The sequence below is a fragment of the Geothrix edaphica genome (genome assembly GCF_030268045.1).
Lineage (GTDB): Bacteria > Acidobacteriota > Holophagae > Holophagales > Holophagaceae > Geothrix > Geothrix edaphica.
Genome location: NZ_BSDC01000001.1, coordinates 1,549,706 through 1,563,030 on the forward strand (window position 1 = coordinate 1,549,706; position 13,325 = coordinate 1,563,030).

General features: G+C 67.6%; 14 protein-coding genes. 5 read left to right on the forward strand and 9 right to left on the reverse strand.

All coding sequences use genetic code 11. From position 1 onward, the window contains the following. Window positions 1-334: 334 nt before the first annotated feature. A complete protein-coding gene (gene speA, locus QSJ30_RS07035) occupies window positions 335-2,224 on the forward strand; it encodes a biosynthetic arginine decarboxylase (protein WP_285607801.1) in 1,890 nt (629 codons plus the stop codon). 24 nt (window positions 2,225-2,248) lie between these two features. Here the strand turns inward: speA and QSJ30_RS07040 are convergent, their stop codons facing one another. Beyond that, on the reverse strand, window positions 2,249-2,731 hold the full coding sequence (locus QSJ30_RS07040; protein WP_285607803.1) for a nucleoside deaminase: 483 nt from the start codon (window positions 2,729-2,731) through the stop codon (window positions 2,249-2,251). A gap of 41 nt (window positions 2,732-2,772) precedes the next feature. After that, window positions 2,773-3,255, reverse strand: a complete 483-nt coding sequence (locus QSJ30_RS07045) for a DinB family protein (RefSeq protein ID WP_285607805.1) — start codon at window positions 3,253-3,255, stop codon at window positions 2,773-2,775. A gap of 123 nt (window positions 3,256-3,378) precedes the next feature. Here QSJ30_RS07045 and QSJ30_RS07050 point away from each other — a divergent pair, with 123 nt between their 5' ends. Further along, window positions 3,379-4,266, forward strand: a complete 888-nt coding sequence (locus tag QSJ30_RS07050) for a 3-hydroxyacyl-CoA dehydrogenase family protein (RefSeq protein ID WP_285607807.1) — start codon at window positions 3,379-3,381, stop codon at window positions 4,264-4,266. A gap of 24 nt (window positions 4,267-4,290) precedes the next feature. Then, window positions 4,291-4,638: a hypothetical protein gene (locus QSJ30_RS07055; protein WP_285607810.1), complete on the forward strand. Its 348-nt coding sequence runs from the start codon at window positions 4,291-4,293 to the stop codon at window positions 4,636-4,638. A gap of 9 nt (window positions 4,639-4,647) precedes the next feature. Here the strand turns inward: QSJ30_RS07055 and purD are convergent, their stop codons facing one another. After that, window positions 4,648-5,952: a phosphoribosylamine--glycine ligase gene (gene purD, locus QSJ30_RS07060; RefSeq protein WP_285607812.1), complete on the reverse strand. Its 1,305-nt coding sequence runs from the start codon at window positions 5,950-5,952 to the stop codon at window positions 4,648-4,650. Between the two features lie 267 nt (window positions 5,953-6,219). On the opposite strand from purD, the gene QSJ30_RS07065 reads away from it, so the two are divergent. Next, window positions 6,220-6,789 (forward strand): hypothetical protein, encoded by a 570-nt coding sequence (locus tag QSJ30_RS07065; RefSeq protein WP_285607814.1) that lies wholly within the window; start codon window positions 6,220-6,222, stop codon window positions 6,787-6,789. Between the two features lie 49 nt (window positions 6,790-6,838). Here the strand turns inward: QSJ30_RS07065 and QSJ30_RS07070 are convergent, their stop codons facing one another. Beyond that, entirely contained in the window at window positions 6,839-7,603 is a 765-nt protein-coding gene (locus QSJ30_RS07070; RefSeq protein WP_285607816.1) for a LytR/AlgR family response regulator transcription factor, read from the reverse strand. Then, window positions 7,600-8,682 carry a sensor histidine kinase gene (locus tag QSJ30_RS07075; RefSeq protein ID WP_285607818.1) on the reverse strand — a complete coding sequence of 361 codons (1,083 nt, stop codon included), beginning with the start codon at window positions 8,680-8,682 and terminating at the stop codon, window positions 7,600-7,602. Before QSJ30_RS07075 ends, QSJ30_RS07070 begins: the two co-directional genes overlap by 4 nt. Window positions 8,683-8,838: 156 nt before the next feature. Here QSJ30_RS07075 and tpx point away from each other — a divergent pair, with 156 nt between their 5' ends. Next, window positions 8,839-9,384 (forward strand): thiol peroxidase, encoded by a 546-nt coding sequence (gene tpx, locus QSJ30_RS07080; protein ID WP_285607820.1) that lies wholly within the window; start codon window positions 8,839-8,841, stop codon window positions 9,382-9,384. Between the two features lie 41 nt (window positions 9,385-9,425). Here the strand turns inward: tpx and QSJ30_RS07085 are convergent, their stop codons facing one another. The 4 genes from QSJ30_RS07085 to QSJ30_RS07100 are packed head-to-tail and all read right to left on the reverse strand — an operon-like array spanning window position 9,426 to window position 13,325. After that, on the reverse strand, window positions 9,426-9,920 hold the full coding sequence (locus QSJ30_RS07085; protein WP_285607822.1) for a 3-isopropylmalate dehydratase small subunit: 495 nt from the start codon (window positions 9,918-9,920) through the stop codon (window positions 9,426-9,428). A 3-nt stretch (window positions 9,921-9,923) separates the two neighbouring features. Next, window positions 9,924-11,210 carry a 3-isopropylmalate dehydratase large subunit gene (locus tag QSJ30_RS07090; RefSeq protein ID WP_285607824.1) on the reverse strand — a complete coding sequence of 429 codons (1,287 nt, stop codon included), beginning with the start codon at window positions 11,208-11,210 and terminating at the stop codon, window positions 9,924-9,926. A gap of 10 nt (window positions 11,211-11,220) precedes the next feature. After that, window positions 11,221-12,420: a CaiB/BaiF CoA transferase family protein gene (locus QSJ30_RS07095; protein WP_285607825.1), complete on the reverse strand. Its 1,200-nt coding sequence runs from the start codon at window positions 12,418-12,420 to the stop codon at window positions 11,221-11,223. Further along, window positions 12,417-13,325, reverse strand: a complete 909-nt coding sequence (locus tag QSJ30_RS07100; protein ID WP_285607826.1) for a hydroxymethylglutaryl-CoA lyase — start codon at window positions 13,323-13,325, stop codon at window positions 12,417-12,419. Before QSJ30_RS07100 ends, QSJ30_RS07095 begins: the two co-directional genes overlap by 4 nt.

Below are 13,325 nucleotides of genomic sequence, written 5' to 3' on the forward strand. Positions count from 1 at the left end.
TCCATATAAACAAACTTCCGGCCAAAGGTGGCCGCCCCGGTATGAGTCTGCATTCGAAGTGGGGTGCGGTCGCGCAAGGGGCGCCGCCCAAGCGAGCCAAGGAGAACGACGATGGCAATAGGGGCACTATGGACGAGGAGTTCGACGCGGGATCGCGCCGGGCGCCGCCCCTTGCCCTCCGGGACGTGGCCAGCCGCACCCTTGGCTTCGTTACCGGCCTTGAACGATGTGCCGCATCGCCCGGCGGCCGGTGCCTTGCCAAGGGCGCGGCTGGCCGGCGTCGCGGCCATATCCCACTTCGAATGCAGACTCTAAGGAGGCACCTCGGATGCCCATGAAGCACTGGACGGTCCAGGACGCCGCGACCCTGTACGGCGTGAAGGAGTGGGGGAATGGCTACTTCGGCATCAACGCCAAGGGCCATCTGGAGATCACGCCCACCAAGGACGAGTCCCTCAGTTGCGACGTCTACGAGATCGTCCAGCACCTGAAGAAGAAGGGCATCCGCACCCCGGTGAACCTGCGCTTCCCGCAGGTGCTGGATCATCGGGTGGTCGAGGTCAACGAGGCCTTCCGCCGCTCCATCATCGAGTTTGGCTACGAGGGCAGCTACCAGGGCGTCTATCCGGTGAAGACCAACCAGACCAAGGAAGTGGTCGAGGAGATCGTCCGCTCCGGCAACAAGTACCACTACGGCCTGGAGGCGGGCTCCAAGCCCGAGCTCATGATCGCCCTGAGCCTCGACCTGCACCCCGAGGCCCTGGTGCTCTGCAACGGCTACAAGGACGAGTCGTTCATCCGCATGGCCCTGCTGGCCCGCAAGGCCGGGCGCAAGGTGGTCATCACCGTGGAGAAGATGACCGAGCTGCCCCTGATCCTGAAGGTGGCCAAGGAGCTGAAGGTGGAGCCCCTCATCGGGCTGCGGGCCAAACTCAATGCCCAGGGCAGCGGCAAGTGGGAGACCAGCGCCGGCGATCACGCGAAATTCGGCCTCACCACCCGCGAGATCCTCGACGCCATCGAGGTGCTGGAGAAGCGCGACCTCCTGGACAGCGTCATCGAGCTGCACTTCCACATCGGCAGCCAGATCACGGACATCCGCAAGATCAAGTCGGCCATGAAGGAGGCCACCCGCATCTACGCCAAGCTCCGCAAGATGGGCGTGCCCATCCGCTACTTGAACGTGGGCGGCGGCCTGGGCGTGGACTACGACGGCAGCAAGACCACCTTCAGCAGCTCCATGAACTACACCATCGCCGAGTACGCGGCGGATGTCGTGTACACCACCAAGGACATCTGCACCCAGGAGCAGGTGCCCATGCCCGACCTGCTCAGTGAGTCCGGCCGCGCCATCGTGGCCTACCACGAGGTGGTGGTGGTGGACATCATCGGCCTCATCGACACCACCCACACCAAGTACACGGTGACCCTCACCGGCAATGAGCCCCAGATCCTCAAGGAGCTCGCCTACACCCGCGACAACATCTCCGTGAAGAACTTCGCCGAGATGTACCACGACGCCATCACCCAGAAGGACGAACTGCTCACCCTCTTCAACCTGGGCTACCTGGGCCTGGAGGATCGCAGCAAGGGCGAGACGCTGTTCTGGGAGGTCTGCCGCAAGCTCTCCCGCATCCTCAGCAGCAAGAGCCTGAAGTACGTGCCCGAGGAGTTCCAGGACCTCAACAAGAGCCTGGCCGACAAGCTCATCGCCAACTTCAGCCTCTTCCAGTCCATGCCGGACCACTGGGCCATCGAGCAGCTCTTCCCGGTGATGCCCATCCACCGGCTCAAGGAGAAGCCCGGCCTCTCCGCCACCCTCTGCGACATCACCTGCGACAGCGACGGGAAGATGGAGAAGTTCATCGACCTGAAGGACGTGCGCGACGAGCTCCCCTTCCACGAGCCCCGCGGCGGCGAGTCCTACTACGTGGCCTTCTTCCTCACGGGCGCCTACCAGGACATCCTGGGCATGCGCCACAACCTCTTCGGCGCCCCCAACGAGGCCCACATCGTGGTGGACGAGGACGACACCTTCAAGATCCAGCACCTCGTCAGAGGCGACACGGTGGATCACGTGCTCCGCAGCGTCCACTACGACCCCGATATTCTGATCCAGGGGCCCCAGACCAAGCGGAAGGCCAGCGCCAAGAGCGACGCCGCGGAAGCTCTGCGGGCGCTGCTCACGGAAGAGCGGAAGCTCCACACGTATCTGGAAATATAGCTGTCGGCCGTCAGCTCCCGGCGGTCAGTAGGGGATCTTGTCGGTCTTCCGGTCCCAGGACTGGAAGACCGACAGGGCCTCGTCGCGGAGCAGCTGTGTGGTGGGCAGGCTCCGCGCCTCCAGGGGCAGAGCCACTTCGCGGTAGAGCCACTCGTCGTCGAACTGGATGGCCGCGGCATCCGCCCGGCCGTTGGCGTACCAGATCCGGTCCAGCCGTGCCCAGTAGATGGCCGCCAGGCACATGGGACAGGGCTCGCAGCTGGTGTAGATCTCGCAGCCCTTCAGCTGGAAGGTGCCGAGCTTCGTGCAGGCGTGGCGGATGGCCACCACCTCCGCATGGGCCGTGGGGTCGTGGCTGGCGGTGACGCAGTTCCAGCCTTCGCCCAGGATCTCCCCGTCCTTCACGATCACCGCGCCGAAGGGTCCGCCCTCGCCCGCCTCCATGTGGATGCGGGAGAGCTCGATGGCGCGTCGCATGAAGCGCAGGGTATCCGCCTCGATCCGCATGGGGTTCCTCCCGCCTGTGCCCGGCCTCATTCTCCCATCGCTCAGAGATCCCAGCGCGCCTCGGGCCGCTGTTTCCAGAGCCAGATGATGTAGTCCACGTTCTTCGGGGCGGCGCCCAGGGCCTTGAGGCGCGTCATGTTCTGGGCCCGGTGGTGCTGGGTGTGGAGGCAGGCCTGGGTCAGCGCCTCGGTCACGGTGATCAGGCAAGGCGGATCGGGAAACCACGGCACCCGCACCAGGCGCGTGAGGGAGGCCTCGTCGAGGCCCCGGCCCAGGGCCCGGAAGGCCTCATGGCTGGACCGGCACCGCGCCTTCAGGGTCTCGAAATCGGGGACGGGACGCTCCTCCAAGTCCATGGGCTCGCCCTTGAGGAGGCCAAGGAAGACCTGCTGGACATCCACCATGTGGCCCGTCCGGGTTCGCAGGTCAGGATCCTCCCGGAAGTCCGACTTGCCCCACACATGGAAGAACAGGGCGTCGGCCCATGCCTGATGGCCGAGCAGGTCCCTCAACAGGTCGGTCATGGGAACCTCCATGCAGGGCCGAATCATAGCGGAACCAACCTACCGCAGGTCATCCTCCCATGCGGCCCGCAACCGGCGGAGAATGGGGACCAGACCATCACCATTCCAACAGGGGGGCTCGCCATGGACATCCAGCGCATCGGCATCGTCGGTTGCGGACTCATGGGCTCGGGGATCGCGCAGTGCGCCGCCGAGGCGGGCTGCGAGGTCTGGGTGAAGGAGGCGGATGAAACCCTGCTCGCGAAGGGGCTGGCGCGGATCAAGGGCACCTGGGAACGGGCCGTGGCCAAGGGGAAGATCACCGAGGATCAGAAGGCCGCCTTCAGCGACCGGCTCCACGGCACCCTCGCCTTTGCCGCCCTGTCGGCCTGCGATCTCGTGGTGGAGGCCGTCCCGGAGCGCATGGACCTCAAGCTCGAGACCTTCGCCGAGCTGGACAAGGTCATGGCCCCCGGCGCCCTGCTCTGCACCAACACCTCCAGCCTCACCGTGGCCCACCTCAGCCCGGTGCTGGCGCCCGGCCGCCTGCCCCGCCTGGCGGGCCTGCATTTCTTCAACCCCGTGCCCGCCATGCCCCTGGTCGAGATCGTCCGCACCCTCGCCACCGACGAGGACACCCTCGACGCCCTGAAGGCCTTCGTCCAGCGGCTCGGGAAGACCGCCGTGCTGGCGCCGGACGCCCCGGGCTTCGTGGTGAACCGGCTCCTGGTGCCCTACCTGCTGGATGCCCTGCGCTGCGCCGAGCAGAAGCTGGCCACGGTGGAGGACATCGATACCGCCATGAAGCTGGGCTGCGGCCACCCCATGGGCCCCCTGCACCTCAGCGACTTCATCGGCCTCGACACCATGCAGAGCGTCGCCGAGGTCCTGTTCGAGGCCTTCGGGGAGCCCCGCTTCAAGGCGCCCCCGGTGCTGCGCCAGCTGGTGGCCGCCGGCCGCCTGGGCCGGAAATCCGGCGCGGGATTCTACCGCTGGGAGGGCGAGAAGCGCATGGAGGCCCTCCTGCTCTGATCCACCTGTTGTAGTCTGGCGGCCATGCTGGACCTGCTGCTGATCCCCGCCGCGATCCTCCTGGCCTTCGCCCTCCGCGCGGTCCGCCGGGGAGACCACCGCCTGCACGGCCACCTCATGGTGGCCACGGTGACCGTGGTGGTGCTCCGGATCCTGCTCCAGCCCCGGGCTCTGGAGAGGCACCACCTCGCCCTCTGGCTGCTCCTCCTCGGCTCCGCGGGCGGTACGCTGCTCCTGGGCCGCGTGGCCCTGGCATGGCGCGAGGGCCGCAGCACCCGATCAGTGGCTCCGCGCCTCCACCGGGCCGCCGGCACCCTCACCCTCACCTTGGCGGCCTTCACCCTGGCGGTCTGGTTCCTGAGGAACCGGTAGGACCGGGGCCTACCAGGAATCCCGGACCGTCTTTCCGGCCTGGGCATGCCGCAGGGCCTTGAGTCCGATGTCATGGCGCACCTGCATGCCGAGCCAGTGGATCTGTGGCAGGGCAGCCTCGATGGCGGCGCGGGCCGCAGCGAGGTCCGGCGCGGAGGTGGCCAGGTTCATCACGCGGCCGCCGTTGGTCAGCCACTGCCCATCCTGCTTCCGCGTCCCGGCGTGGATGACAGTGACCGAGGGGGTCCCGATCTGGATGGGCACCCCCTTCTTCGCCCCCTCGGGGTAATCCTCCGCGGCCAACACCACGGTGATGGCCGTGTGCGGTTTCAGCTTCAGCTCCCGCGAAACGAGGCGCCCCTCGGCCACCTCCAAGAGCAGGGCCGCGAGGTCCTCGTCCAGCAGCTGCATGAGCACCTGGGTCTCGGGATCCCCGAAGCGCACGTTGTATTCCAGCAGCTTCGGACCCGCCGCCGTCCACATGACGCCCAGGAACAGCACCCCGCGCGCGGGGAGGCCATCCGCCTGGAGGCCGCGCACCGTGGGCTCCACCAGCTCGACGCGCATCCTCTGGATGTCCTCGGGGCGCAGGAACGGAATGGGCCCGAAGGCGCCCATGCCACCGGTGTTGGGACCGCGGTCGCCCTCGAAAATGCGCTTGTGGTCCTGGCAGGCGGGCAGCATGGCGAACGCGGCGTGGTCGGCGTCCACGTCCACCAGCACGTGCAGCGACAGCTCCATGCCGATCAGGGGTTCCTCGAACACCACCGTCTTGCTGGCCTCCCCGAACTGCCCGGCCATGAAGGCCCGGAAGGTGGCCAGGGCCTCCTCTCCGCTTTCGGCCAGCACCACGCCCTTGCCCGCGGCCAGGCCGTCGGCCTTGAGGACGATCGGATAGCCGTGCGGCCAGGCGCGGATGAGGGCTTCTCCGGCCGCAAGGTCCTTCACGGTCTGGCTGGCGGCACAGGGGATGCGGTGCCGCTCCATGAAGGCCTTGGCGACGGCCTTGCTGCCCTCCAGCCGGGCCGTGGCGGCGTCGTGGCCGAAGACCGGGATGCCCAGGGCCCGCACCGCGTCCGCCACCCCCGCCACCAGGGGCACCTCCGGCCCGGCCACCACGAGGTCGGGGCGGGCCGTGGCGCACCAGGCGGCCACGGCGGCCGGGGCCTCCAGATCCAGCGCCACGCAGGTCCCCAGTTCCGCCAGGGCGTCACTGCCCGGCGCCGACACGAGGTCCACGGGAGTGGTTGAAGCCTTGAGCTTCAGCGCCAGCGCATGTTCCCGGCCGCCCGAGCCGAGGAGCAGGATCTTCATGGATGCCTCCGGATCCTCCAGTATCGCCCGGGAAGTGGGCGGGTGTCGCCAGGGGCGACGCTCCGTCCCGCTGGGGACCGGAGCCGGTCCGCCCCCGGGACGATGCGCTTCACCCAGCTGAAAGCCGCTTCACCCCGAAACCATGGCCGGGGGAGGCCCTCCTCCGCATGTTGTTGGGCGTTCCCCCGCCCGTCGGTTCTGCCGCTCCGGGCTCCCCTTCACCCGGTGCCGGGGCTGCGCCCCCACCGCCGTCCTACCGGAGGCAACATGAACCGCATCTCGACTTCCCTTGTCGTGGCCGTGGCGGCCTTCGCCGGTCTGGCCCTCCATGCGGAGGACTTCCGGCCGCTGATGAAGACCTCTCTGGCCACCTGGCCGGCGAAGCAGCACATCGGCGTGATCTGCGACTACGCCGCCAGCCGCGACGAAGTGATGGCCTTGGCCAGGGCCGCGGGCGAAGGCGCCTTCATCACCGTGGCCGACACGCGCCGCGCCGAGCACGCGACCTCCGCCGCCCACCTCATCGCCAACCAGGGCACCGACTACCTCGTGCTCCTGCCGGGCGACCGGGTGTTCCGGGATGGGTCCTTCGGGGCCACCCAGGCGATCCTGCAGCTCGGGAAGCGGGGGGTGCCCGCCATCGGCACCACGCCCGTGGCCCTGAAGCAGGGAGCCGTGTTCAGCGTGGGCGACGGCACGAACGGCCAGCTGCTCGTGACCGACCGCCTCATCGGCACCGTGGACGTGATCCTGCCCAGCCGGGCCATGACCGAGAAAGGCGCGCTGGTGCTCCGGGAAACGGGCATGGCCTCCATCGCCGTCATGCCGGCCGAATGACTTCATGGGATCCAGGACAGGGCCCGGCCTGCGCCGGGCCCTGTCCTGGTCAGAGCCACTCCCCGAACTGCTCCCGGTAGGTCCGGCTGAGGGTGAGGCGGGTGCCGTCCCGCATGATCACGAGGTGGTCTCCACCGGTCCAGGGCTGGAATTCCCGGATGCAGTCAAGGTTGACGATGGCGGAGCGGTGGATGCGCCGGAACTCGGCCGGATCCAGCCGGGCGAGCAGTCCCGTCATGGTCTGCCGCAGCAGGTACGAGGTGCCCTCCACGTGGAGCCGGACGTAGTTGTCCTCTGCCTCGATCCACTGCAGGGCGCTCGTCCGCACCAGGATGTGCCGGTCTCCCTGCCGCACCAGCAGGCGGTCCACCCACGGCCGGTCCTGACGGAGGCTGGCCATGAGGGCCTCCAGATCCGGCCCCTGCCCCGGTCCATTCTCCGGCGTGTGGCGCTGACACCAGCGCCGGGCCCGCTCCAGGGCCTGGTGGAACCGCTCGGGCGAAAAGGGCTTCAGCAGGTAGTCCAGGGCATGCACCTCGAACGCCTTGAGGGCATGCTGGTCGAAGGCCGTGATGAAGAGGGTGAGCGGCATGCGGTCCGCCCCCACGGCCTCCACGACGCCGAAACCATCCAGTTCCGGCATCTGGATGTCCAGGAAGACCAGGTCCGGCGAGAGTTCCTCGATGGCCTTCACAGCCTCGAGGCCGTCGGCGCACTCCCCGATCACCTCGATGTCGGTGGAACGGCGCAGAAGATGGCGGATGCGCTGGCGGGCCAGCGCCTCATCGTCCACCACCAGGGCCCGGAGATTCACGAGGCTTCCGCGTCAGGTTCCGCGAGGGGCAACCGCAGCACCACCAGGGTGCCACGGCCCGGGGCGCCGATCAGGTCCAGCTGGTGCCTCCCCTTGTAGATGAGGCCCAGCCGCGCCCGCACATTGCCCAGTCCGGTGCCCTCCCGGCCGGGCTGGTAACCCTCGCCGTCGTCCCGCACCTCCAGGGTCAGGTATTCGGAGTCCCGCGAGGCCCCCAGCCGGAGCGTCCCGTTCCGTGAGCGATCCGCCAGTCCGTGCTTCAGGGCGTTCTCCACCAAGGGCTGGAGGATGAAGCTGGGCACCCGCAGGTCGAGGAGTTCCGCGGGGACCTCCATGTCCAACCGGAGGCGGTCCTGGAAGCGCACCTGCTCGATGGCCAGGTAGGCCCGGATGAAGGCCAGCTCCTTGCGCAAGGGCACCATCTGATCCGGCGGGGCCTCCAGAGTCATCCGCAGGAAGTCGCCCAGCCGGCTGATCATGTCGTCGGCCCCATCCGGGTCCGCATGCACCAGGGCCGAGATCGAATGGAGGGTGTTGAAGAGGAAGTGGGGCTGGAGCTGCATCCGGAGCGCCAGGTTCTGGGCCTCGGCGAACCGGGCCTCCAGCTGGGCGGCCTCGACCTCGCGGGCCTTGTACTTCCGGTAGATCCGCAGGGCGTGGAAGGCCGCCACCACAGCCCACATGAAGAGCAGGTTCGTGTGGAAATAGGCCCGGTAGAACCGGGGCATGCCCTTGCGGAACGCCTTCAGATCGAGCGCCTTCTCCCAGCCGGCATCCACCAGGAGCGAGATGAGGTAGGCCAGGAAGAGCCCCAGGGCCGCCACGAGGACACTGGCCAGGAGGTGCAGGATCCAGGTCCGCCAGCGCGACCAGGCGAAGGATTCGATGGGATGCCGGTCCGCCAGCCGGATGAGGTAGAGGCCCAACAGGCCCCAGACCCCGTTCTGCAACAGGTTCAGCAGGAGGAGGCGCAGCGCCGGCGAGGCGGGGTACATGACCATGTCCCAGGTGGCCATGTAGAGCCCCATCAGGCCCCAGATGCCCCAGTACCACCGCCACTTCATCCCCGCGGTTTGCATGCCACAAGCCTAGTGGCCCGAGGGAGATCCCGCCAGCGGCCTGGGGCCAGCCGAGGGATTCCGGGGGTGGCCACCCCAGAAAGATCATCTGTGGATCGTGAACGAGCGGGCCTCTTCTCCCGAACGGGAGTAGGATGGGCCCGCCGGGAGGTCCTCATGGCCACGATCACCCTGAACGGGAATCCCATCCACACCTGCGGCGAGCTGCCGGCCGTGGGTTCCGCCACCCCCGCCTTCACCCTCACCCGCACGGATCTCCGGGAAACCACCAGCGTGGACCTGGAAGGCAAGCGCGTCCTGCTGAGCATCTTCCCCAGCCTGGACACCTCGACCTGCGCGGAGAGTGTGCGGAAGTTCAACGCCCTGACAGCGGATCTGAGCGACACCGTCCTGCTGTGCGTGTCCATGGACCTGCCCTTCGCCCAGGACCTCTTCTGCGGCTCGAAGAACCTGGAGCGCGCCACCCCGGCCTCCGCCTTCCGCCATCCCGAGTTCGGCGTGGATTTCGGCGTCACCCTCATCGACGGACCCATGCGGGGACTCCTCGCCCGCGCCGTGGTGGCGCTGGACGAGAATGGGACCGTCATCCACACGGAGCTGGTCCCGGAACTCACGCGGGAACCCGACTACGACCTGGCCGTCCACGCCATCCGCAGCCACCACCATCCGTGCCCCGAGGATGCGCTGGAGAGCACGGAATAGGCGGAATCGCGCGAGGCGCGATTCCGCCCTGGTGAACGACTTCAGGACTGCTTGGCCAGCAGCCGGGCGCGCGTGTACGGGATCAGCCCGCCGGCATCCATGATGCCCTTGCGCGCGGCGGGCAGCTTGACCTGCTCGTAGGCCTTGCCCGTGGTCTTGTTGAGCACCTGGTCCGCGGTGATCTCCAGGTCATCACCCTCGCCGGCCTCGAGGCCGGGACAGATCACGACCTGGAGTCCCAGGTTGATGCTGTTCTGGAGGAAGATGCGGGAGATGCTCTTGGCCACCACGGCCACGTCGTGGCCCTTCAGGGTGGAGCAGGCCTGCTCGCGGCTGGAGCCGCAGCCGAAGTTCTCACCGCCCACGATGATGGAGCCGGACGCGAAGGCCCTGGCCTTGAGCTGGGCGTTGAACTCGGTCCGGTCGAAGAAGGCGAACTGGGGGGTTTCAGTGGGCAGCACCGTGGCCATGAAGCGGCCGGGATAGATGTCATCGGTGCTGATGTCGTTGCCGAGCTTGATGATGACCTTGGACATGGTTCAGCCCTTTCTCGGATCGGTGATGACGCCGGTGATCGCCGAGGCCGCGGCCACCACGGGGCTGCAGAGGTAGACTTCGCCCGTGGGATTGCCCATGCGGCCCTTGAAGTTGCGGTTGGTGGTGCTGAGGGCCTTCTCGTGGTCGCCCAGGGCGCCTTCGTGGACGCCCAGGCAGGGCCCGCAGCCGGAGTTCATCACCACGGCGCCGGCCGCCATGAGGTCGTGGACATAGCCCTTGTCCAGGGCCTGCGCGAAGATCTTGCTCGAGGCCGGGAACACCAGCATGCGCGTGCCCTGGGCCACCTTCTTGCCCCGCAGGATGTCGGCGGCGGCGGCCAGGTCGTCCAGCCGCCCGTTGGTGCAGCTGCCGATGACGATCTGCTGGATCCGCGTGCCCACCACGTCGCCGATGGGCTTCACGTTGTCCACCATGTGAGGGCAGGCGATCTGAGGCACCAGCCTGGTCACGTCGATCTCCACCGTCTGGACGTAGCTGGCATCCAGGTCGGGCGTGACGCAGGGGATCGGATCGGTGACTCCTGCCTCCTCCCGCAGGTAGCGCAGGGTCTCCGCGTCCCCGGGCACGATGCCCGAGGTGGCGCCGGCCTCCACGCTCATGTTGCAGATGGCGATGCGGCCGCTGGTGCTCATCTTCCGGATGGTCTCGCCGTGGAACTCCAGCACCTTGTAGTTGGCGCCCTGGGCCGTGAGCTTCCCGATGAGGTGGAGGATGAGGTCCTTGGGGCCAACGAAGGGCGGGAACTCGCCGTGGACCACCACCTTGATGGTGGCGGGCACCTCGATGTTGACGGCGATGCCCAGGCTCCACACCGAGGCCATCTCCGTGGCGCCGATGCCGAAGCTGAAGGCGCCCATGGCCCCATGGCTGGTGGTGTGGGAGTCGGTGCCCACCACCACATAGCCCGGCCGGACGTAGCCGTACTCCGGCAGGATCTGGTGGCAGATGCCGCCCACATCGCCGCGGATGTCGTGGAACTTGGTGATGCCGTGGTCGGCCACGAAGCCGCGGATCTTCTTCTGGTTGGTGGCCGTCTTGGGCGATTCCGCCGGCACGCGGTGATCGAAGATGATGGCGATCCGGGAGGGATCCCAGACCTTGGCGCTCAGCCCGGTGCCTTCGTACACCTCGTGGAACTGGTTGATCACCAGCGCAGCGTTCTCGTGGGACATGGCGAGGTCCACCCGCGGCTCGACCACATCCCCGACCTTCACGGACGGCAGGCCCGCCGCGCGGGCCAGAATCTTCTCGACGACCGTCATGCCCATGGGAACCTCCTCAGATGACACCTTTGGTTTTCAACTCAGCCAGATCGGATGTACCAAGCCCGAGATGCCCGTAGACCTCGGCATTGTGCTCGCCCAGCGCAGGCGGTGGCGCATCCACAGAACCGGGGGTCTTCTCGAACAGCGCTGTCAGGCCGAAGACCTCGATCTCACCGACACCTTCGGCCTGCACCTTCTGGAGCACGCCGCGATGTGCGATCTGCGGCTGCCGCAAGGCCTCCTCCAGCCCGAGAATCTCGCCACTCGGAACATCCTTCGCATTCAGTTCCATGACCCAGAAGCCGGTAGGTTTCTGGATCAGCCGGGCCTCCAGCAGCGGCGTCAAGGCCTTGCGGTTCTTCTTGCGGGTGTCCCGCTCCTGGAACCGGGGGTCGGCCTTCAGTTCCGGCACCTCCAGCACCTCGCAGACAGCCTCCCACTGCTCCTGCTTGTTGGCCGCGATGTTGATGTGGCCGTCCTGCGTGCGGAAAGTGCCGCTGGGGGCCGCCGTGAAGTTGTCATTGCCCATGAGCACGGGCTGCTCCCCGCCGATGAGCAGGTTCGCCGCCACCCAGCCCATGAGGGGCATGATGCTGTCCAGCAGGGCGATGTCGATGGCCTGCCCTTCTCCCGTCCGTTCGCGGTGGAAGAGGGCCGCCATCACGGCGAAGGCCGCGTTCAGGCCGCCCACGGTGTCGCAGACGGGAAAGCCCGTGCGCAGGGGGCTCAGGCGCTCATCGCCATTCACGGCCATCTCGCCCGACAGGCCCTGGATGATCTGATCGTAGGCCGGTTTGAGGGCGTCCGGCCCCGTCTGGCCGAAGCCGGAGATGGCGCAGTAGATGAGCCGCGGGTTGAGCTCCGCCAGGCTCTTGTAGCCGATGCCCAGACGGTCCATGACGCCGGGGCGGAAGTTCTCCACCACCACGTCCGCGTCCTTCACCAGCTTCCGGAACAGTTCCTTGCCTTCGGCGGACTTGGTGTTCAGGGTGATCGACTTCTTGTTGCAGTTCTGGGCCAGAAAGCTGGTGCCCATGAGCTTCTTGTTCAGCTCGGGCACGATGCCCAGCTTGCGGGCCAAGTCCCCATCCTTGGGGTTCTCCACCTTGATGACCTCGGCCCCGAGGAGGGCCAGGTGCAAGGTGGTGAAGGGTCCGGAGAGGACGTTGGTGAGGTCCAGGACCTTGATGCCGTCGAGGATCTTCCTGCTCATGCCGTCACCTTCGCAGTGATGGGGCCGGTCTTGTGGACGCAACCCGGCAGATCCCGGCCCAGGTGAGTGGATACATCCTTCGCCACGCCGATGAGGGCGGCGAGGTCGATGTCCGTGCGCAGGCCCATGCGCTGGAGGCCGTGGACCAGGTCTTCAGTGGCCACGTTGCCCGCCGCCACCTTGGTGAAGGGGCAGCCGCCCAGACCGCCGAAGCTGGTCTCGATGGCCTTGGCGCCGGCGTCCATGGCGGCGTAGACGCTGGCCATGCCCAGACCGTAGGTGTTGTGGATGTGGGCCGTGATCTCTGCGGCCGGGTGGAGCTCCAGCACCTTCTGCACATAGCGCCGGACCTGGTCAGGGTGCGAGTGCCCGGCCGTGTCCGCGAGGCTGATGGAGGTGAGCCCAGCTTCCAGGTAGGCCGCCACGATGCCCATGACGCGGTCCTCGGGGATGGATCCCTCGAAGCCGCAGCCGAAGGCGCTCTGGACGCTGACCTGCACCTTGCGGCCCGCCTGCTTCGCCGCCAGCGCCGTGGCGATGATGCGCCGCTGGGCGTCCTCGGTACCCATCCCCGTGTTCTTGCGGCTGTGGGTCTCGGAGGCGGAGACGCCCAGGCAGATGAGCGGCACGCCCACCTCCAGGGCCCGCTCCAGCCCCTTCTCGTTGAGCACCAGGCCGGACAGCAGGGCGTGGTGGTCCTCCTTCACGAGGATGCGGAAGAGGTCGTCCGTGTCCGCCATCTGGGGCACCTTGTCGCCCCGCACGAAGGAGCCCACCTGGACGATGTCCACCCCTGAATCCGCCGCGCGACGGATCCAGTCGAGCTTCACATCCGTGGGCACCACCGTGGCTTCGACCTGGAGGCCATCGCGGGGGCCGACTTCGTGGATGAGGATGCGATCCAT